15 protein-coding genes are annotated in these 19479 nt (G+C 66.6%); 9 read left to right on the top strand and 6 right to left on the bottom strand.

All coding sequences use genetic code 11. The annotated features are described in order from the left end of the window. Positions 1-60: 60 nt before the first annotated feature. From WKB25_RS09305 to pbpC, 3 genes are all read left to right on the top strand, one after another. Positions 61-1521 carry a bifunctional 2-methylcitrate dehydratase/aconitate hydratase gene (locus tag WKB25_RS09305; protein WP_340570110.1) on the top strand — a complete coding sequence of 487 codons (1461 nt, stop codon included), beginning with the start codon at positions 61-63 and terminating at the stop codon, positions 1519-1521. A 190-nt stretch (positions 1522-1711) separates the two neighbouring features. Continuing rightward, positions 1712-6598, top strand: a complete 4887-nt coding sequence (locus WKB25_RS09300) for an alpha-2-macroglobulin (protein ID WP_340570136.1) — start codon at positions 1712-1714, stop codon at positions 6596-6598. Between the two features lie 49 nt (positions 6599-6647). After that, positions 6648-9032: a penicillin-binding protein 1C gene (gene pbpC / locus WKB25_RS09295; RefSeq protein WP_340570108.1), complete on the top strand. Its 2385-nt coding sequence runs from the start codon at positions 6648-6650 to the stop codon at positions 9030-9032. Positions 9033-9143: 111 nt separating this feature from the next. Here pbpC and WKB25_RS09290 read toward each other — a convergent pair whose 3' ends face one another. Together WKB25_RS09290 and WKB25_RS09285 are read right to left on the bottom strand one after the other, a co-directional pair. Then, positions 9144-9725, bottom strand: a complete 582-nt coding sequence (locus WKB25_RS09290; RefSeq protein WP_340570106.1) for a ferritin-like domain-containing protein — start codon at positions 9723-9725, stop codon at positions 9144-9146. 30 nt (positions 9726-9755) lie between these two features. Continuing rightward, positions 9756-10238 carry a peroxiredoxin gene (locus tag WKB25_RS09285; RefSeq protein WP_340570105.1) on the bottom strand — a complete coding sequence of 161 codons (483 nt, stop codon included), beginning with the start codon at positions 10236-10238 and terminating at the stop codon, positions 9756-9758. A gap of 259 nt (positions 10239-10497) precedes the next feature. Between WKB25_RS09285 and WKB25_RS09280 the strand changes: the two genes are divergently transcribed. Next, entirely contained in the window at positions 10498-11391 is an 894-nt protein-coding gene (locus WKB25_RS09280; RefSeq protein ID WP_340570103.1) for a DnaJ C-terminal domain-containing protein, read from the top strand. A gap of 160 nt (positions 11392-11551) precedes the next feature. Here WKB25_RS09280 and pilH read toward each other — a convergent pair whose 3' ends face one another. Together pilH and WKB25_RS09270 are read right to left on the bottom strand one after the other, a co-directional pair. Continuing rightward, on the bottom strand, positions 11552-11923 hold the full coding sequence (gene pilH / locus WKB25_RS09275) for a twitching motility response regulator PilH (protein ID WP_005410644.1): 372 nt from the start codon (positions 11921-11923) through the stop codon (positions 11552-11554). Between the two features lie 88 nt (positions 11924-12011). Next, on the bottom strand, positions 12012-13007 hold the full coding sequence (locus WKB25_RS09270; RefSeq protein ID WP_340570101.1) for a YhdH/YhfP family quinone oxidoreductase: 996 nt from the start codon (positions 13005-13007) through the stop codon (positions 12012-12014). A 152-nt stretch (positions 13008-13159) separates the two neighbouring features. On the opposite strand from WKB25_RS09270, the gene hflK reads away from it, so the two are divergent. The 5 genes from hflK (at position 13160) to WKB25_RS09245 (ending at position 17733) form a co-directional block, all read left to right on the top strand. Further along, entirely contained in the window at positions 13160-14296 is a 1137-nt protein-coding gene (hflK, locus tag WKB25_RS09265) for an FtsH protease activity modulator HflK (RefSeq protein WP_340570100.1), read from the top strand. Then, positions 14293-15156 carry a protease modulator HflC gene (locus WKB25_RS09260; protein WP_340570098.1) on the top strand — a complete coding sequence of 288 codons (864 nt, stop codon included), beginning with the start codon at positions 14293-14295 and terminating at the stop codon, positions 15154-15156. Before hflK ends, WKB25_RS09260 begins: the two co-directional genes overlap by 4 nt. A 67-nt stretch (positions 15157-15223) precedes the next feature. Continuing rightward, on the top strand, positions 15224-15409 hold the full coding sequence (locus tag WKB25_RS09255; protein WP_089236459.1) for a DUF2065 family protein: 186 nt from the start codon (positions 15224-15226) through the stop codon (positions 15407-15409). A gap of 286 nt (positions 15410-15695) precedes the next feature. Then, entirely contained in the window at positions 15696-16988 is a 1293-nt protein-coding gene (locus tag WKB25_RS09250; RefSeq protein WP_025877044.1) for an adenylosuccinate synthase, read from the top strand. Positions 16989-17076: 88 nt separating this feature from the next. Then, positions 17077-17733 (top strand): hypothetical protein, encoded by a 657-nt coding sequence (locus WKB25_RS09245; RefSeq protein WP_340570135.1) that lies wholly within the window; start codon positions 17077-17079, stop codon positions 17731-17733. A 30-nt stretch (positions 17734-17763) separates the two neighbouring features. On the opposite strand, the gene WKB25_RS09240 is transcribed toward WKB25_RS09245, so the two are convergent. Continuing rightward, positions 17764-18408 carry a M23 family metallopeptidase gene (locus WKB25_RS09240; protein ID WP_340570092.1) on the bottom strand — a complete coding sequence of 215 codons (645 nt, stop codon included), beginning with the start codon at positions 18406-18408 and terminating at the stop codon, positions 17764-17766. Positions 18409-18412: 4 nt separating this feature from the next. Next, a complete protein-coding gene (locus WKB25_RS09235) occupies positions 18413-19372 on the bottom strand; it encodes a L,D-transpeptidase family protein (RefSeq protein WP_340570090.1) in 960 nt (319 codons plus the stop codon). Between the last annotated feature and the right edge of the window lie 107 nt (positions 19373-19479).

Here is a 19479-nt window from a genome sequence, read left to right as displayed (position 1 = left end):
ATGCCAACCTTGGTTGGCATGGTGCACGGGCAACCGTGCACCCCGACGAGGAGACCTGCGATGTCCGACAACCACACCCCATCCAACGCGCGTGCAGCCTGGGATGCGCTGCTGGTGGACATCGTCGACTACGTGCGTGACACGCGCATCGACTCGCCACTGGCGTTCCAGACCGCGCATCACTGCCTGCTCGACACGCTTGGCTGCGGGCTGGAGGCGCTGTCCTTCCCCGCCTGCAGCAAGCTGCTGGGACCGCTGGTGCCGGGCATCAGCGTGGCCAATGGCGCGCGTGTCCCCGGCACCAACTTCGTACTCGATCCGGTGCAGTCGGCCTTCAACATCGGCGCGATGGTGCGCTGGCTGGATTTCAACGACACCTGGCTGGCCGCCGAATGGGGCCACCCCTCGGACAACCTGGGTGGCATCCTCGCCGTGGCCGACTGGCTTGGCCGCAACGCAGCCGCGTTGCGACGCCCGCCACCGACCGTGCATGACGTGCTGCTGGCGATGATCAAGGCGCACGAGATCCAGGGCGTGCTGGCGCTGGAGAACTCCTTCAACCGCGTTGGCCTGGACCACGTGCTGCTGGTCAAGGTGGCCACAACCGCCGTCGTCGCGCAGATGCTGGGTCTGGACCGCGAGCGGATGCTCAATGCGGTGTCGCTGGCCTGGGTGGATGGGCAGGCGCTGCGCACCTACCGGCATGCGCCCAACACCGGCTCGCGCAAGAGCTGGGCGGCCGGTGATGCGACCAGCCGTGGCGTACGCCTGGCGCTGATGGCCGCCACCGGCGAGATGGGCTACCCCAGCGTGCTCAGTGCACCGACCTGGGGCTTCGAGGCGGTATCGATGCATGGCCAGGCGCTGACCCTCGGCCGCCCTTTCGGCAGCTACGTGATGGAAAACGTACTGTTCAAGATCAGTTTCCCGGCCGAGTTCCATGGGCAGACGGCGGTGGAGGCGGCGATCCTGCTGCACCATCAGCTGCGTGCGCTTGGGCGAACGGCTGCGGACATCGAGCACATCGCGATCCGTACCCAGGAAGCCTGCATCCGCATCATCGACAAGCAGGGCCCATTGCATAATCCCGCCGACCGCGACCACTGCGTGCAGTACATGGTGGCCATCGCGCTGCTGCATGGGCGGCTGATGGCCGAGGATTACGAGGACGACATGGCGGCCGATCCGCGCATCGACACGCTGCGGGCGAAGATGGCCTGCCATGAAGATCCGCAGCTCAGCGCCGACTACCTGGACCCGGACAAGCGCAGCATCGCCAACGGCCTGACGGTGCGCTTCAACGACGGCAGCGCGCTGCCGGAGGTGCTGGTGGAGTACCCGCTGGGCCACGCGCGCCGGCGCGAAGAGGGTATCCCGCTGCTGATGGACAAGTTCCGCCGGCATCTGGCGCACCGCTTCCCGACTGCCCAGCAGCAACGGATCCTGGCCGCCTCGCTGGACCCGGTCGCGCTGGCGGCGATGCCGGTGACCGACTATGTGGACCTGTACCTGCCGGGGTAGGGGGGGCTTTGGTGGGTGCCAACCTTGGTTGGCACGGCCTCGGCATCACCCGGTCGAGGTCCGGCGCCAACCAAGGTTGGCGACTACCGGGTTTCCGGTGCCGGGTGCCCGGCGTCAACGCCTTGACGCGGCGGCCTTATAATGGGCGCCTCGATCAAGGAGTGACGACATGAGCGGTCCGGCACGGCGGATGCGGTGGGGATGGGCGGCGGCGGTACTGGCAGGAGGCCTGTTGCTGGGCCTGGCCGGTTGCCGCAACGACAGCGGTCAGCTGCCGAAGGCCAGCGGCGAGGCCATTGCCACCAAGGCCGAGCAGGTGAAGGAGTTCACCCTGCTGCGTGCCTACCCGGACCAGAAGAGTGAAGGCCTGTCGCTGGCGCTGGAGTTCTCGCGCCCGTTGGTCGGCACCCAGGACTTCGACAAGCTGGTGCGCTTCGAAGAGAAGGTCGGCAACGATGACAGCAGCTGGACCCTGTCCGACGACGGCCTGACCCTGCGCTACCCCTTCGTCGAAGCCGGCAAGGAATTCAGCCTGGTGGTCTCGCCTGACCTGCTGGCCGCCGATGGCAGCCGCCTGGGCAAGGAACTGAAGCAGAAGGTGTTCAGCGGCGAGCTGAAGCCGGTGGCCGGTTTCGCCTCGCAGGGCAGCGTGCTGCCGGCCAAGGACAGCCGTGGCCTGCCGGTGGTGTCGGTGAACGTGCCGGAAGTCGATGTCGAGTTCCTGCGCGTGCGCGAAAAGGATCTGCCGACCTTCTTCAGCCAGTACCAGCGCGGTGGTCGCCGTGGCAGCTGGGAACTGAGCAGCGACTACGAGCGCAGCCCGATCAACAAGCTGGCCGAGCCGGTCTACGTCAACCGTTTCATTCTGGGTGGCAAGCAGAACGAGCGGGTGCTGACCTACCTGCCGACCCAGGACATCAAGGAACTGCAGGAGCCGGGGTTGTATTTCGCCCTGCTCAAGCGCACCGGTGACTACGAGGGCGAGTTCGATACCGCGTTCTTCTCGGTCAGCGACATCGGTCTGCACACCCGTGCCTACAAGGACAAGCTGTTCGTACACACCGCCGCGCTGAAGGACGGTGCATCGCTGAAGGGCATCGACCTGCGCGTGCTCGATGCCAAGGGCGAGGTGGTGCTGAAGGGCAGCACCGACAGCAACGGCAATGCGCTGCTGAACTACACCCTGGACGCCACCCACGTGCTGGTGGCCAGCAGCGGCAAGGACACCAGCTTCCTGCCCTTCAACCAGCCCGCGCTGGATCTGAGCGAGTTCGCCGTGGCCGGCCGTGACAACGCCTGGTTCGATGTCTACGCCTGGTCGGGCCGCGACCTGTACCGCCCGGGTGAGACGGTGCGCCTGTCGGCGCTGCTGCGTGACAACGATGGCAAGCCGGTGAAGAGCCAGCCGGTGTTCCTGCGCCTGAAGCAGCCCGACGGCAAGACCTTCCGCGAAACCCGCGTACAACCGGGCGAACAGGGCTATATCAACTTCGAGCAGACCATTCCCGCCGAGGCGCCGACCGGGCGCTGGCAGGTCGAGTTCCGCACCGACCCGGCCAGCAAGGAAGCGATCCAGGGCATGACCCTGCGCATCGAGGAGTTCCTGCCCGAGCGCATGAAGCTGGACCTGGACAGCGCCCAGAAGACGCTGAAGCCGGGCGAAGACCTGCGTCTGCAGGCCAACGGTGCCTATCTGTATGGTGCCCCGGCCGATGGCAACCGCTTCACCGCGCGCATGGCGGTGGCCGCCGAGCAGAAGCCGGTGGAGGGGCTGCCGGGTTACTTCTTCGGCGACCCGACCCTGCAGCTGCCGCGCGAAGCCAAGGATGTGATCGACACCACGCTGCCGGCCAATGGCCAGCTGCGCGAAGACGTGTCGTTGCCGGAAGAAGCGGTCAAAGCGAAGGCGCCGATCGCGGTGGTACTGTCTGGCAGCCTGTATGAAACCGGTGGCCGCACGGTCACCCGCACCCTGAAGCGGGTGGTGTGGCCGGCCGCCGCACTGGTCGGCGTGCGCCCGTTGTTCAACCCGGACGACGGCGCTGATTCCAACGGCAACGCGCGCTTTGAACTGATGCGCGTGGATGCGGACGGCAAGCCGCAGCCGGCCAAGGGCCTGAAGATCACCCTGGTGCGCGAGCTGCGCGACTACCACTGGACCTTCAACGACAACCGCTGGGATTACGATTTCACCCGCCGTTTCGAAAACAAGGAAACCCGTACCGTCGATGCGGGCGGCAGCGCGGTCGCCTTCGACTTCCCGGTGGAGTGGGGCGAATACCGGGTGGACGTGTTCGATCCGTCCACCGGCCTGACCAGCCGCTATCCCTTCCGCGCCGGCTGGAGCTGGGGCGATGACAACCGTGGCCTCGATGCCCGCCCGGACAAGGTCAAGTTGGGCCTGGACAAGACCGGCTACAAGGCCGGCGATACCCTGGAAGTGACGGTGACCCCGCCGCACGCCGGCAAGGGTGTGCTGATGGTCGAGACCGACCGCATGCTGTACGTGCAGGACATCGACGCCAAGCCCGGTGCCACCTACAAGATCCCGGTCACCGCCGATTGGGAGCGCCACGACGTCTACATCACCGCCCTGGTGTTCCGCGGTGGCAGTGCGCCGAGCAAGATCACCCCCGCCCGTGCTGTAGGCGTGGTGCACGTGCCGATGGACCGCAAGGGCCGCACCGTGGCCGTCGGCCTGGTCGCACCCAAGCAGATGCGACCGGAGCAGGACCTGCCTGTGACGGTCAGCGCACCGCAGCTGGCCGGCAAGACCGCGCACGTCACTGTTTCGGCGGTGGACGTGGGCATTCTCAACATCACCCGCTTCCCGGTGCCTGATGCTGGCGCGCACTTCTTCGCCCAGCGCCGCCTTGGCATCGATGCCTATGACATCTACAGCCGGGTGATCGAGAGCTTCGACGGCAGCAGTGGCAAGTTGAAGTTCGGTGGCGACATGGCACTGCAGGCGTTGCCGCAGGCCAAGCGGCCGACCGCGCGCGTGCAGACCGTGGACCTGTTCTCCGGCCCGGTGCAGCTCGATGCCAAGGGCATTGCCCGCATCCGCCTGAAGGTGCCGGACTTCAATGGCACCCTGCGTGTGTCGGCGCTGGTCTACAGCGATGACCAGTACGGCAAGCGCGATGTGGAAACCGTGGTGCGCGCGCCGATTCTGGCCGAGGCCAGCATGCCGCGCGTGCTCGCCCCGGGCGACCGCAGTACGGTGACCCTGGACGTGCAGAACTTCACCGGCAAGCCCGGTCAGTTCAACGTGCGCGTGGACAGTGAAGGCCCGCTCAGCCTGGGCGAAGGCACGCGCAGCGTGCAGCTCAATGCCGATGCCAAGACCACGTTGAGCTTCCCGTTGTCGGCGCGCGAGGGCCACAGCGTGGCCAAGGTGCGCGTGCGTGTGGATGGCAACGGCTTCAAGGCCGACCGCCGCTACGATCTGCCGGTACGCGCGGCGTGGCCGCAGGTGCTGCGCTCGCAGGTGCGCACGCTCGATCCGCTGGCTGCGGTGAGCCTGGATGGCAGCCTGATGGACGGGCTGATGTCCGAATCGGTCAATGCCCGCCTGCTGGTCAGCCCGTTGCCGCCGATCCCGTTCGCCAGTGCGCTGCAGGGCGCGCTGAACTACCCCTACGGCTGCGCCGAACAGACCACCAGCAAGGGCTACGCCGCGCTGATCCTGGACCAGGCGACTTCGTCCATGCTCGGCGCTGATGGCCTGGACGCGAAGACCCGTCGCGAGCGCATGGAAGGTGCGTTCGGTCGCCTGGCATCGATGCAGGTGGCCAACGGCAACTTCTCGATGTGGGGTGACGACGGCTACGTGAACCCGTGGCTGACGCCGTACATCGCCGAGTTCCTGCTCGATGCCAAGGACGGTGGTTTTGCGGTGCCGGACAACGTGCTGCAGAAGGCGCTGAACCGCCTGAGCGAAGACCTGCTGTCCGGTGGCAACCAGTTCTACGGCCAGGAAAAGCGCGAAAGCCTGAAGTTCGCCAACCAGGCGTACTCGGGTTACGTGCTGGCCCGCGTCAACCGCGCGCCGCTGGGTACCCTGCGCACGCTGTATGACAACGAACGCAGCAAGGCCGTGGGTGGCCTGTCGCTGGTGCATCTGGGCGTGGCGCTGTCGCTGCAGGGCGATGCCAAGCGTGGCCAGGCTGCTCTTGCGGCCGGCTTCGCCAAGTCCAGCAGCGAACGCCCGTCGTACTTCGGCGACTACGGCAGTGCCGTACGTGACGACGCGCTGATGATCGCGCTGACCCACGAAAACAAGCTGGCCAAGCCGGCATGGGATGCACGCGCGGTCGATCTTGGCCGCGGCCTGGATGCGCGCCGCAACAGTGGCTGGATGTGGCTGAGCACGCAGGAGCAGGTGGCCATCGCCCGCCTCGGCAAGGCATTGGCTGCCAACCAGAAGGCACTGGTGGCCGGTGAGCTGGTGATCGGTGGCAACAGCGAGGCCATCGGCGAGCGCAAGCTGTTTGGTCGCAACTTCGATGCTGGGCAGCTGGCCGCGGGCGTGCGCTTCACGCCGCAGGGGCAGCCGCCGATGTTCGCCAGCATCGATGTGGCTGGCATTCCGCGCAGCGCACCGGCGCCGGACAACAGCGTGATCGGCGTGGAGCGCAGTTACTTCGGCACCGATGGCAAGCCCTGGTCGCCGCGTCCGCTGAAGGAGGGCGAAGCGCTGATCGTGCGCGTCACCGTCACCGCCGACAGCGAGATGCCCGATGCGTTGCTGACCGACCTGCTGCCGGCTGGCCTGGAGATCGAGAACCTCAACCTGGGCGATGCCAAGCAGTGGGCCGACGTGGTGGTGGATGGCATCACCATCAGCGACCGCAGCGAAGCGGCCGATACCAAGCACGAAGAGTTCCGCGACGACCGCTACGTGGCGGCACTGAAGCTCTCGCGTGGCAGCAAGGCCAACGTGTTCTATCTGGTGCGTGCGGTCACCCCGGGTACCTACACGGTGCCGCCGTCGCTGGTGGAGGACATGTACCGGCCGCAGCTGCGCGGCGTCGGCCGCAGCAACCCGACCACGTTGACGGTGGTACAGCCGTGATCGTGCGGACGGGCTGCGACGGCGCGGCCCGTCCCATAGGACGCCGTGGATGAAGGTGGGATCGCTGAAGACGCGGCTGCCGCACCTGCGGCAGCGGCTGCAACCGCTGTGGCCGTGGCTGCGCTGGGGCAGCGCGGCATTGCTGGTGCTGCTGCTGGTGCTGGATGTCGTCTTTCCACCACCATTGCCGAAGCAGCGCGACACCAGCACGCTGGTGATTGCCGCTGACGGCAGTCCGTTGCGTGCGTTCGCCGACGCCGAGGGCGTATGGCGCTATCCGGCGTCGGTCGATAGCGTTTCGCCGCTGTACCTGCAGGCGCTGCTGACCTACGAGGATCGATGGTTCTGGCAGCACCCGGGCATCAATCCGCTGGCGATCCTGCGTGCCAGCGGGCAGTTGCTGCGCGGTGGCCGCATTGTCTCCGGTGGTTCGACCCTGACCATGCAGGTGGCGCGCATTCTGGATCCGCATACACGCACCCCGTGGGGCAAGCTGAAGCAGATGCTGCGTGCGGTGCAGCTGGAAGTGCACCTGTCCAAGCGCGAGATCCTCGCGCTGTATCTGGAGCGCGCACCCTACGGTGGCACCATCGAGGGCGTGGAGGCGGCCAGCTGGGCCTATCTGGGCAAACCGGCCGCGCAGCTTTCGCATGCCGAAGCCGCACTGCTGGCGGTACTGCCGCAGGCCCCCAGCCGGCTGCGCCCGGACCGCCATCCCGAAGCCGCACAGAAGGCGCGCGACAAGGTGCTTGCGCGCATGGCCGAGCTCGGCGCGTGGACGCCGGACGAAGTGGAAGATGCGCGCATCGAGAACGTGGTTGCACGCTCGCTGCGTCCGCCGCTGCATGCCGCACTGCTGGCCCAGCGCCTGCACTCTGCGCACCCCGGGCAGGCACGGATCCAAAGCAGCATCGACATCGGCCTGCAGCGCACCCTGGAAGAGCGCGTGGCCAGCTATTTCTCCACGCTGCCCGAGCGCACCTCGGCGGCGCTGCTGGTGGTAGACAACCAGACCCTGCAGGCGCGTGCCTACGTCGGCACGCTGTCTTTCGGTGATCGGCAACGGCTGGGCCACGTGGACATGGTGCAGGCCTGGCGTTCCCCGGGCTCCACGCTGAAGCCGTTCCTGTACGCGATGGCACTCGATGATGGCCTGATCCATTCCGAGAGCCTGCTGGTGGATGCGCCGCAGAGTTTCGGCAACTACCGACCAGGCAACTTCGACATGGCCTTCAACGGACCGATCAGTGCCGCCAGTGCCTTGCGTCTGTCGTTGAACGTGCCGTCGGTGGACCTGCTGCAGCGGGTGGGTGCTGCACGCTTTGCCGCGCGCCTGTCGCATGCCGGTATCCAGCTGCGTTTCCCACCGGGCAGCTCGCCCAATCTGTCGCTGATACTTGGCGGCACCGGCGCGCGCCTGGAAGACCTGGTCGGTGCGTTTGCCGCACTCAATCGCAACGGTATTGCCGGCCGCGTGCGCTACACCGATGACGAACCGATGATCGAGCGCCGGCTGGCGTCGCCCGGTGCCAGCTGGATCGTGCGCGAGATGCTGGAATCGAACCCGCGCCCGGGCTATGGCGTTGGTACGTTCGACGTTGGCGGGCGGCCGCGCGTGGCCTGGAAGACCGGCACCAGCTATGGCTACCGCGATGCGTGGGCGATCGGTAGTACCCGCCACTACACCGTAGGTGTGTGGGTGGGGCGGCCCGATGGCACGCCCTTGCCCGGCCAGTACGGTGCGGTCACCGCGTTGCCGCTGATGTTCGAAGTGGTCGACAGCCTGCCGCGCCAGCGCGGCGATGCGGCGGCCGCGCCGATGCCAGCCAGCGTGACCGAGGCGGACATCTGCTGGCCGACCGGTGAACTGGCCGAAGCGTTGCCCACCGAGCTCTGCCAGCGACGCCTGTCGGCTTACCTGTTGGACGGTGCGGCGCCGCCCACGTTCCCGGAGCGCGACGCGCGGCGTTGGCAGCCCGGTCGCCAACGCTACTTGGCCGACGCGCACAGCGGCCTGCGGATATCGGCTGATTGCAGCGCACCGCATGAAGAAGTCGCGCGTGAGTTCGCGCGATGGCCGGCGCTGCTGTCACCCTGGCTGCCCAAGGCCACGCGCGATGTCTCACAGCTTCCCGCGTTGTCGCCGGACTGCCGCGACGATGGTCGCGAGGCCAGCGTGGCCCTGCATATCGATGGCCTCAACGAGGGCGCGACGCTGGCGCGTGCGCCGAATGCCGAGCATGGTGTACGCCTGCAGCTGCGGGCATTGGGTAGCGAGCAGGCCGTGGATTGGCTGCTGGATGGTCGCTGGATCGCGCAGACGCGTGGTGCGCAGCTGATGCAACGCGAGTTCACCGATCCGGGCGCGCATACGTTGACCGCGCTGGCCGCAGACGGTGCCTGGACGCAGGTACGGTTCAACGTCCTCAGGTAGGTGCTGATCTTGGCCATGACCCGGTAGATGCCAACCTTGGTTGGTACGCGCAGAAGCTGCCAACCAAGGTTGGCAACTACCGGGGTATTCGCAGGCTAGGGCCCGGCGCTGCTATTCCCCGATCCAACCCTCCAGCAGGTCGGCGAACTCGTCTGCGTGCTCCTCCTCCTGCGCCAGGATCTCCTCAAGGATGCGCTTGGTGGTGGTATCGCTGTCGCCGATGAAGTTGATCATCTCGCGGTAGCTGTCGATGGCGACGCGCTCGGCCACCAGGTTCTCGCGGACCATGTCGCGCAGGTCGCTGCCTTCCTTGTATTCGGCGTGCGAGCGTGCGGTCAGCGTGTCCGGGTTGAGGTCAGGCTCGCCGCCGAGTTGGACGATGCGTTCGGCCAGCTTGCCGGCGTGCGCCTGCTCCTGCTGTGCGTGCTCAAGGAACTCGCCCTTGACCGCATCGGCCAGCATGCCCTTGGCCATGAAGTAGTGCCGGTAGTAGCGCAGCACGCATACATATTCGGTGGCCAGCGCGTCGTTGAGCAGCTTGATCACCACCTTGCGGTCGGCGCTGTAGCTGTCGGTGATCGCACCATCCTCGATGTTCTTCCGCGCCCGCTCGCGCAGGGCCTGGCGATCGCTGATGCCATCGATCCTGGCGGACGGAGAGGTGTTGCTGGCTTTGGCTGGCTTGTTGGACATGGCTCGCCGTTTTCCTTTGCAGTGAGGGTTTCAGGTTGGAAGGTGCTCCAGCACATACTCGGCCGAAGACACCTCGAACTGTCCGGGTTCCTCGATCCAGGCCGCGCGCACCGTGCCGTCCACCACGTACAGGGCAAAGCGGCGCGAACGGATGCCCATGCCCGAGGCACTGGCATCAAGCTCCAGGCCAAGCGCGCGGGTCAGTTCGGCGTTGCCGTCGGACAACATCAGCAGACCGTCGGGCACGTGCTGGTCAGTGGCCCAGGCCTTCATCACGAACGGATCGTTGACCGCGATGCAGTACACATCGATGCCGCGCTTGCGGAAGGCATCGAACGTTTCCACGTAGCCAGGCAGGTGGCGCGCCGAGCAGGTAGGGGTGAAGGCACCGGGCACGGCGAACAGCACCACCTTGCGCCCGTCGAACAGGGCGTGGGTATCGAGGGTCTCGATGCCTTCGCGGATGCGCTTGAGGGTGACTTCCGGAATGCGGTCGCCGACATGGATGATCATGGGAACTCCTTGCTGGATGAGGGTAGGGGCCAGGAGGGGACGGACGCGTCAAGACATTGGAAAACCCATGTATACACCCCATCTCAGTCGTCCGCGGCGGGCCGTCAGCCACAGCATGGGGCAGGGCGATGGCAGGCGCATTGCGCTGGATCAGTCGGCCTCACCATTGCCGCACGATCGGCGGCGTAGCATCGCCCGCGCGTAGAATGAACCCGGGGCGGCGCCCACTGGCGCGGCCGAAGCGAATCGAGGTAGCTGGATGGAATTCAAGGATTATTACGCCACCCTGGGGGTGGAACCGAGCGCGGGCGAGGCGGAAATCAAGACCGCTTATCGCCGGCTGGCACGCAAGTACCACCCGGACGTCAGCAAAGAAGCCGGGGCCGAAGACAAGTTCAAGGCCATCAACGAGGCCTACGAGGCGCTGCGCGATCCCGAGAAGCGCGCGGCCTATGACCAGCTGCGCGCGCAGGGCTATCGCCCGGGCGAGGAATTCAACGTGCCGCCGAACTACGGCGGCGGCGGTTTCAATTTCGAGGAAGTGTTCGGCGGCGGCGGTGGCCCCAACGGTGGCTTCAGCGACTTCTTCGAGAGCCTGTTCGCGCGCCAGCGCGGCGGCCAGGGCGCGGGCCCCGGTCCGGGCTTCAGCAGCCACGGCCATGCACCCAACCGTGATACCCGGGCCAAGCTGTCGGTACCGCTGGAGGCGGCCTACAACGGCGACAGCCTGCGCATCACCGTCAACGGCAAGCAGCTGGACGTGCGCGTGCCCAAGGGCATCCGTCCTGGGCAGGTGATCCGCTTGGCCGGGCAGGGCAACCACGGCGGCAACCTGCTGCTGGAAGTGGAGTACGCCGCGCATCCTCAGTTCGAGGTCGATGGCCGCAACATCCTGTACACGCTGCCGGTTACCCCGTGGCAGGCGGCTTTGGGCACCAGCATCAGCGTGCCGACCCTGGGCGGAGCGGTGGAACTGAAGATTCCGGCTGACTCCGATGCCGGTCGCAAGCTGCGCCTGCGTGGGCGTGGCCTGCCGGGCAGCCCGGACGGCGATCAGATCGTCGAGCTGGAGATTGTCGCCCCGGCGGCGACCGACGAGGCGCAGAAGAAGGCCTATCGGAGTCTGGCCAAGGCGTTTGGCGAAACGATCTGAGATCTGCTTTGGTGGGAGCGGGCCTCGGTCCGCACGAATCGCGGCGGCAAACCGGTCCGACGGTAGTGCCGGCCGCTGGCCGGCAAAGGCATGCCAACCAAGGTTGGCATCTACCAGGGCGCCGTGCCGACCAAGGTCGGCACCCACCAGGAGCGGTGTGTCAGCCCTGGCCGGCGAACACCCGCTCCAGCACTTCGGACAGTTCGTCTTCCGAGAACGGCTTGGTGATGTAGGCCTTGGCGCCCTGGCGCATGCCCCACATGCGGTCGGTGTCCTGGTCCTTGGTGGTCACCAGGATCACCGGAATGTGCCGGGTCGCTTCATCGCGGGCGAGGGTGCGGGTGGCCTGGAAGCCATTGAGGTTGGGCATCACCACGTCCATCAGCACCAGGTCGGGCAGTTCGGCCTTGGCGGTCTCCACCCCGGCCGCGCCATCGGTGGCGGTCAGGATCTGGTGCCCGAGCTTCTCGACGATGCGCTGTATCCCCAACAGCTGCGACGGTGAGTCGTCGACGATCAGAATGCGTGCCATGTTGTTCCCCATGTGATGCCGGAAGTGTAGTACCGGCATCCTGTTGGCGGGAGGGCGACGGCTGCCGTCCGTCGCCTGCCTGCGACGTTCAGTCGATCCGCACCACCGTGCGGCCAAGCGAGCCGCCCGCCAGCATGCGATCGAACACCGCGGGCAGTCCGTCCAGGCCGACTTCGGCGGTGCAGATGCGGTCCAGATGCTGGGGTTTCCACGCGTCGCCCAAGCGTGCCCACACTTCTTCGCGCAGCGCGCGCGGGGCATTGGCCGACGACACACCAAGCAGCGAGACACCGCGCAGGATGAAGGGCATCACGGTCATGTCCAGCGTCGGGCTGGCGGCCAGGCCTGCACTGACCACGCTGCCATAGGGCACGGTCTGTGCCAGCAGGCTGGCCAGCATCGACCCGCCGGCGTTGTCCAGGCCACCGCCGAAGCGTGCCGACTGCAGCGGCCCGGTGTCGGCAAGGGCGTCACGCGGCAGCACTTCGGCAGCACCGATGGCGCGCAGGAAGTCGATCTGCTCCGGTTTGCCGCTGATCGCGTGCACGGCATAGCCGGCGCGGCTGAAGATGTCCACGGCCAGGGCACCGACCCCACCGCTGGCGCCAGTGACCGCCAGTGGCCCCAGCTCTGGCGTCTGCCGGTTGTCCTGCAGGCGCAGCAGGGCCAGCGCGGCGGTGAAGCCGGCGGTGCCCAGCACCATTGCCTCGCGCGGGCTCAGGCCTGCCGGCTGGGCGATGACCGCGCTCGATTCCAGTCGCACGTACTGGCTGTAGCCGCCATCGCGGGTTTCGCTGAGGCCGCAGCCGGTGGCCAGTACCGCATCGCCCTCGCGCCAGGCCGGATCGGTGGAGGCGACCACCGTGCCGGCCACGTCGATGCCGCCCACCAGCGGGAAGCGCCGCAGGATCCGGCCTTTGCCGGTACCGGCCAGGGCATCCTTGTAGTTGACCGAGGACCAGTGCGCGCGGATCAGCACCTGGCCGGGGTTGAGGTCGTCCAGACTCAGCGGCACCAGGCCGCTGCGGTAGCCGGCGTCGTCTTTTTCGATGCGGAAGGCGGTGAACGGGGCGGTGGGGGCCATCGGCGTTGCCTGACTTCGAGGAAAACGCCACCTTACCCGTTCGGGGGCCTTTCAATCCTGCCGGTCAGCCCCATCTTGTATGATCGGTAGTGGTTCACGGCTGGCGTTGCGGGAAGGGCCCGCGTCGCAGCCCACATCTTGATGGAGCGTGCATGGCCTGGAATACACCCGGCGGCAACAAGGGCGGACAAGGCCCCGAGGACAATCGACGCGGGCCGTTCGGGTCGCGCGGCGGTGGCAATGGTGGCGGCTGGGGCGGATTGCCCGGACCGCTGAAGGATCTGTTCGACGGCGGCATCCTGCGTTGGGTGGCGGCAGCAGTGGTCCTGCTGGTGCTGTTCTCCAGCTTCCAGCTGATCGGCGAACAGCAGCGTGGCGTCGTGCTGCGCTTCGGCCAGTTCTCGCGCATCCTGACCCCAGGCCCGAACTTCAAGTTGCCCTGGCCGATCGAATCGGTCACCAAGGTCAACGCCACCGAGATCAAGACCTTCTCGATCCAGGTGCCGGTGCTGACCCGCGACGAGAACATCGTCAACGTCTCGTTGAACGTCCAGTACCGCATCGATGACCCGCAGCAGTATCTGTTCGGCACTGTCGATGCCAACCAGGTGCTGGAACAGTCGGCGCAGAGCGCGGTGCGCGAGGAAGTCGGCCGCGCCGACCTCAACGTCGTGCTGAACAACCGTGGCCCGCTGGCCGTGGCCGCTGAAGAGCGCCTGCAGACATTGCTGCGTGCCTTCAAGACCGGTCTGACCGTGACCGGCCTGACCCTGCAGGACGCCCGTCCGCCGGAGGAGGTCAAGCCGGCCTTCGACGAGGTCAACGGTGCCCAGCAGGTCAAGGAGCGCCTGATCAACGAAGCCCAGGCCTATGCGGCCAAGGTCGTGCCTGAAGCGCGTGGCCAGTCCTCGCGTGCCCGTACCACCGCCGAAGGCTACAAGCAGGCCGTGGTGTCCAAGGCCGAGGGTGATGCCCAGCGCTTCAGCCTGCTGCAGGCCCAGTACAAGGAAGCACCGGAAGTCACCCGCAAGCGCTTGTGGCTGGAAACGGTGCAGCAGGTGTTGAGCGAGAACCGCAAGGTCATCGGCGGCGATGGCCGTCAGCTGATCTACGTGCCGATGACCGGCGATACCCGTGCCAGCACCTCGGCACAGGCGCCGGTACCCAACCCGGATGTGGTGATGCCGTCGCTGCCGGGTACCACGGCAGTGGAAACTTCCCGTGATCCGGGCCGGCCGGTGGGCCGCCCGACCGGGCGTTCGAGCGGCCGTGAGGAGGGCAGCCGATGAGAAATTCACTGTGGATCGCCGTTGTCGTAGCGGTGCTGCTGGGCCTGCTGGGCTCGGTGTACGTGGTTCGCGAGGACCAGACCGCCATGGTCCTGAACCTGGGCAAGGTGGTGCGTTCGGACATCAAACCGGGCCTGCACTTCAAGCTGCCCGTGGTGGAAACGGTGCGGGTGTTCGACCGCCGCTTCCAGGTGCTGGACACCGCGCCGGCCCGCTACTTCACCGCCGAGCAGAAGGACGTCAGCGTCGACTTCTTCGCCATCGGTTACATCTCCAACGTGGGTGATTACTTCCGTGCCACCGGTGGCGATCCGCGTATCGCCAATGCCCGCCTGGCACCGATCATCACCGACTCGCTGCGCAACCAGATCAACTCGCGCACCCTGCAGCAGCTGGTCTCCGGCGACCGCAGCGAGCTGATCGCCGAGCAGCTGAAGGGGATCAACGAAGCCGTTGCCGGCCTGGGCATGCAGATGATCGACCTGCGCATCAAGCAGGTGGACCTGCCGACCGACAGCCAGGTGATCAATGACGTGTACGAGCGCATGCGCGCCCAGCGCAAGCAGGAAGCAGCCAAGCTGCGCGCCGAAGGCGAGGAGCAGTCGCTGACCATCCGCGCCCAGGCCGACCGCGACAGCACCGTGCTGATCGCAGAAGCCGAACGTGATGCCCAGCGCCTGCGTGGTGAAGGCGATGCCGAAGCCGCGCGCATCTACGGCAAGGCCGGTTCGGCTGACCCGTCGTTCTACGCGTTTTACCGCAGCCTCGAGGCTTACCGCGGCTCGATGACCGACGGCAACGGCGTGATCGTGCTGGACAAGAACGACCCGTTCCTGCAGTACCTCAAGAACGATCGCTGAGACCACACGGCAGTACCTCACGGGGCCCGGCCAAACGCCGGGCCCCGTGCTTTTCCGGAGTTCCCCCATGAAAGATCTGTTCGCCGCCGTCTGCCTGGTCGCGGTGCTGGAAGGCCTGTTGCTGTTCGCGGCCCCCGTGGCCTGGAAGCGCATGGCCGAACGCCTGCTGGACCTGCCCAGCCCGGCCCTGCGCAGCTTTGGTGGCCTGGTCCTGCTGGCCGGGTTGAGCCTGCTGTGGTGGGTGCGGCATTAGCAGGGGTCAGTACCCTTTCCGCAGGAGAGGGATCTGACCCCGTTCCGGACGTCCAGACGGGCGGCTGACCGGCTGGTGAAGCCGCCCGTCGGAAAGGTGGCACCAGACCCCGGAAACCCGGATAATGCACAAAAGCCGGACGGGCCTCCCCGTTCGGCTTTTTCCGTGTCTGGGCCTTCCATCGCCGGCCGCTCCCCGTTTGGAGCCGCCACCCAAGCGCTGGCCAGCCCCGCTGCGGTTTACCCGTCCGCGGCCCCGATGGCCGCAACAAATAGAGGAACCCGTCATGGGTCAGTCTGTCGTAGTGCTTGGTGCCCAGTGGGGCGATGAAGGCAAGGGCAAGATCGTCGATCTGCTCACTGAGGAAATCGGCGCGGTCGTGCGCTTCCAGGGCGGCCACAATGCCGGCCACACCTTGGTCATCAACGGCAAGAAGACCGTCCTGCACCTGATCCCGTCGGGCATCCTGCGTGACGATGCGCTGTGCCTGATCGGCAACGGCGTGGTGATCTCGCCGGCTGCGCTGCAGAAGGAAATCGCCGAGCTGGAAACCTCCGGCGTGGAAGTGCGTTCGCGCCTGAAGATCTCCCCGGCCGCGCCGCTGATCATGCCGTACCACATCGCCCTGGACCAGGCGCGCGAACGCGCTGCCGGCGGCAAGGCGATCGGCACCACCGGCCGTGGCATCGGCCCGGCCTACGAAGACAAGGTGGCGCGTCGCGGCATCCGCATCGCCGACCTGCATTACCCCAAGCAGCTGGAAGAACTCCTGCGCACCGCGCTGGACTACCACAACTTCGTGCTGACCAAGTACCTGAACACCGACGCGGTCGATTTCCAGAAGACCTTCGACGAAGCACTGGCCTTCGGCGAATACGTGCAGCCGATGAAGTCCGACGTTGCCGGCATCCTGCATGACCTGCGCAAGCAGGGTAAGCGCGTGCTGTTCGAAGGTGCGCAGGGCGCGCTGCTGGACATCGACCACGGTACCTACCCGTACGTCACCAGCTCCAACACCACTGTCGGTGGTGCGCTGGCCGGTGCCGGCGTCGGCGCCGACGCGATCGACTACGTGCTGGGCATCGCCAAGGCCTACGCGACCCGCGTTGGCGGTGGCCCGTTCCCGACCGAGCTGGACGATGAAATCGGCCAGGGCATCCGTGACCGCGGCGCCGAATACGGTGCCTCGACCGGCCGCCCACGTCGTTGCGGCTGGATGGACATCGTCGCCCTCAAGCGCGCCGTGGCCATCAACGGCATCAGCGGCCTGTGCATCACCAAGCTGGACGTGCTGGACGGCATGGAAAAGCTGAAGGTCTGCATCGCCTACGAATACAACGGCAAGCGCACCGAGTACGCGCCGCTGGACGCGCAGGGCTGGGAAGAGTGCACCCCGGTGTACCTGGAGTTCCCGGGCTGGACCGAGAACACCCACGGCATCACCAATTGGGACGACCTGCCGCCGGCCGCACGTGCCTACCTGCGTTCGCTGGAAGAGCTGGCCGGCTGCCCGATCAGCATCGTCTCCACCGGCCCGGACCGCGACCACACCATGGTCCTGCAGGATCCGTTCGCCTGAGCGACTGCCTGGTAGCGTGAAGAAAATGCCCCGCGAAAGCGGGGCTTTTTCGTTAGTGTGTACGCAGTGCCAGCAGGAAAGCGGACCGATGACCGGCGATGTCAGCGCGAAAGGGACGCGGGTGCTGCGGATCACCCTGTGGGTGTTCTGGGGCCTGTGGGCAATCGCCTGTGTGGTGTTGGCGGTGGGCGCTGTGGCCAACCACCTGGCGTCACGCACGCAGACCCTGCCGCTGGTGCTGAGCCCCGGTGCGAGCGCGGAGATCGCGGTCTACCGCTTCATTGATGATCGCCTGCGGTTGCGGCTGCGCTACCCGCCCAACGCCGCCGACCCGACACCCGACCCCGACGTGCTGATGCGTGTCGAAACCCCCAACGAGCATGCGGACTTCCGTGCAAGCGTGCGATCAGGCCCGCCCGCGACGGATGTCGTGCGCAGAGTGGAAATCGTTGAAACGGCGGGTTTCATCGCCGCGTACTTCGGCTATGGCCGCGGTGACGCATTGCCCTGTGGCCGATCCTGGCTGCGGGTAACCGTGCTGGAGGTGGAGCCGGCGCTGGCCGGCAGGCCGGCAACCGTCGAGCTGCAACCGCCGCTGGATCTCCTGAAGCTGACCGACCTGGACTACATTTGGCTGTGGCCATTCTTCTTCTGGAAACTGGTGGCGCTGTTGCTGCTGATTCCAGGTATCGTACTGGTGATCTTCACCATCGCGCTGCGCAGGAAGGGGCCACGCGCTGTATAGACGCCCCGAACAAACCGTGCGGGTTGCGGCTTAATCCCCTCCATCCCCTTTTTTCAGCAATGGATAGGGATTGATCGACTCGCCCTTCCACCATTGCTTCTCCGGCCCCAGCACGTGCATCTCGAAATGCAGGTGTGGCGCCTCGGGGTTGGCGTTGCCGGTGCTGCCGACGTAGCCGATCACATCGCCGCGCTTGATGGTCTGCTTCTCGGCCAGGCCGTCGGCGTAGCGCTGCAGGTGCGCGTAGTAGTAGCACCAGCGGCCGCTGGGTTCGAACTGGTAGATCGTCAGGCCACCGCGTTTGCTGTCGAACAGCTTCTCGACATGGCCATCGGCCACCGCCAGCACCGGCGTGCCGGCAGTGGCCATGATGTCGATCGCATCGTGCACGCGGCCTTCGCTGCGTGCGTCGGTGAAGGTGTCGCGCAGTTGCGACAGCGCAATACCCTGTACCGGCAGCAGCAGGCCCGGGAGGGGGGCGGCCGCTGCGGCTGGGGCGGGCGCAGCGGTTGCCGTCGCCGCCTGCTCCGCGGGTACGGCAGGTGCGTGGTCCGCCGCAACCACTGCAGAAGGGTGGACAGCCGCGCCATCGGACGGCTCGCCATCGCGCTGCAGCCACCACCCGGCGGCCACGCCCATCACCAGCCCCAGCACGATCAGTTGCACAAGTCGCATCGGCTTACTCCTGCATCACTACGACTACCGACGTATCCACCGCCGCGGCCACGCGCAGTGCATCCCAGTTGGTCATGCGCACGCAGCCATGCGATTCGGTCTTGCCGACGTGGCCGGGCACCGGCGTGCCGTGCAGGCCGTAATGCGGCTTGGACAGGTCGATCCAGACCCGGCCGACCGGATTGTTCGGGCCGGGCGGAATCGTGGCCTTGCGATCGCCCTTCTTCGCGTCCCAGAACAGTTTCGGGTTGTAGTGGAATGGCGGGTCCGGGTAGACGCCGAGGATCTTCCACTCGCCGATTGGCAGCGGGTCATGCTCGCTGCCCGACGACACCGGTACCTGCGCGATCACCTTGCCCTGCGCGTCCAGCAGTTGGAGGGTGGAGTCGGATTTGTCGACCACCAGCTTGGCGGCCTTGGGCAAAGCGGCAGGCGCAATGTTGGGCACCTGGATGCGAGTGCCGGCCTTGCTCAGATCCACACCGGGATTGAGTGTCTTCAGCAGCTCCGGGGTGGCGTGGAAACGTTCGCCCAGTGATTCTTCGACACTACTGAAGCCAAGGGATTTCAGTTTGGCCTGTTCGGCCGGCTTCTTCGGGATGGCGACAAAGGGACCGGCCACGTCTTCGGCGGTCAGCGTGTAGCTTGCCAGCGGACCAACCGAATCGGCCTGCAGAGTCTTCCAGGTGGCGTCGTCCAGTTCACCGCTGACCGTCAGCCCGTGGGCGGCCTGGAAGCCGGACACCGCGCGCCGCTGGTTGCTGCCCACTTCGCCATCGATCTCGCCCGGGGAGAAATTCGCGCGATCCAGCAGCACCTGTGCATGCAGGGGCGAGCGTGCCGCCGTGTCAGGGCCGGCTTCTTCGGCAATCGGCGCGGGCAGGCCGGCTGGTGGCGGGGTCTGCGCGAAGGCGGGCGAGATCAGCAGCGACAGCGCAAGCAGGGCGGGGCGGCATACGGGCATGGGCGTCTCCAAGCAGGTAACGCCCTCACCCTGCCTGCAAACGCTGCGTAGCTGCCGTGAAAAGGAACTGATGCCGGCATGAGCAGCTGGGGCGTATCGCTGCTCCA

It is taken from the genome of Stenotrophomonas sp. G106K1 (assembly GCF_037969685.1).
GTDB classification, from domain to species: domain Bacteria; phylum Pseudomonadota; class Gammaproteobacteria; order Xanthomonadales; family Xanthomonadaceae; genus Stenotrophomonas; species Stenotrophomonas lactitubi.
Note: the sequence above shows the minus strand (reverse complement) of the source record. Positions and strands in the feature narration are given on the sequence as shown.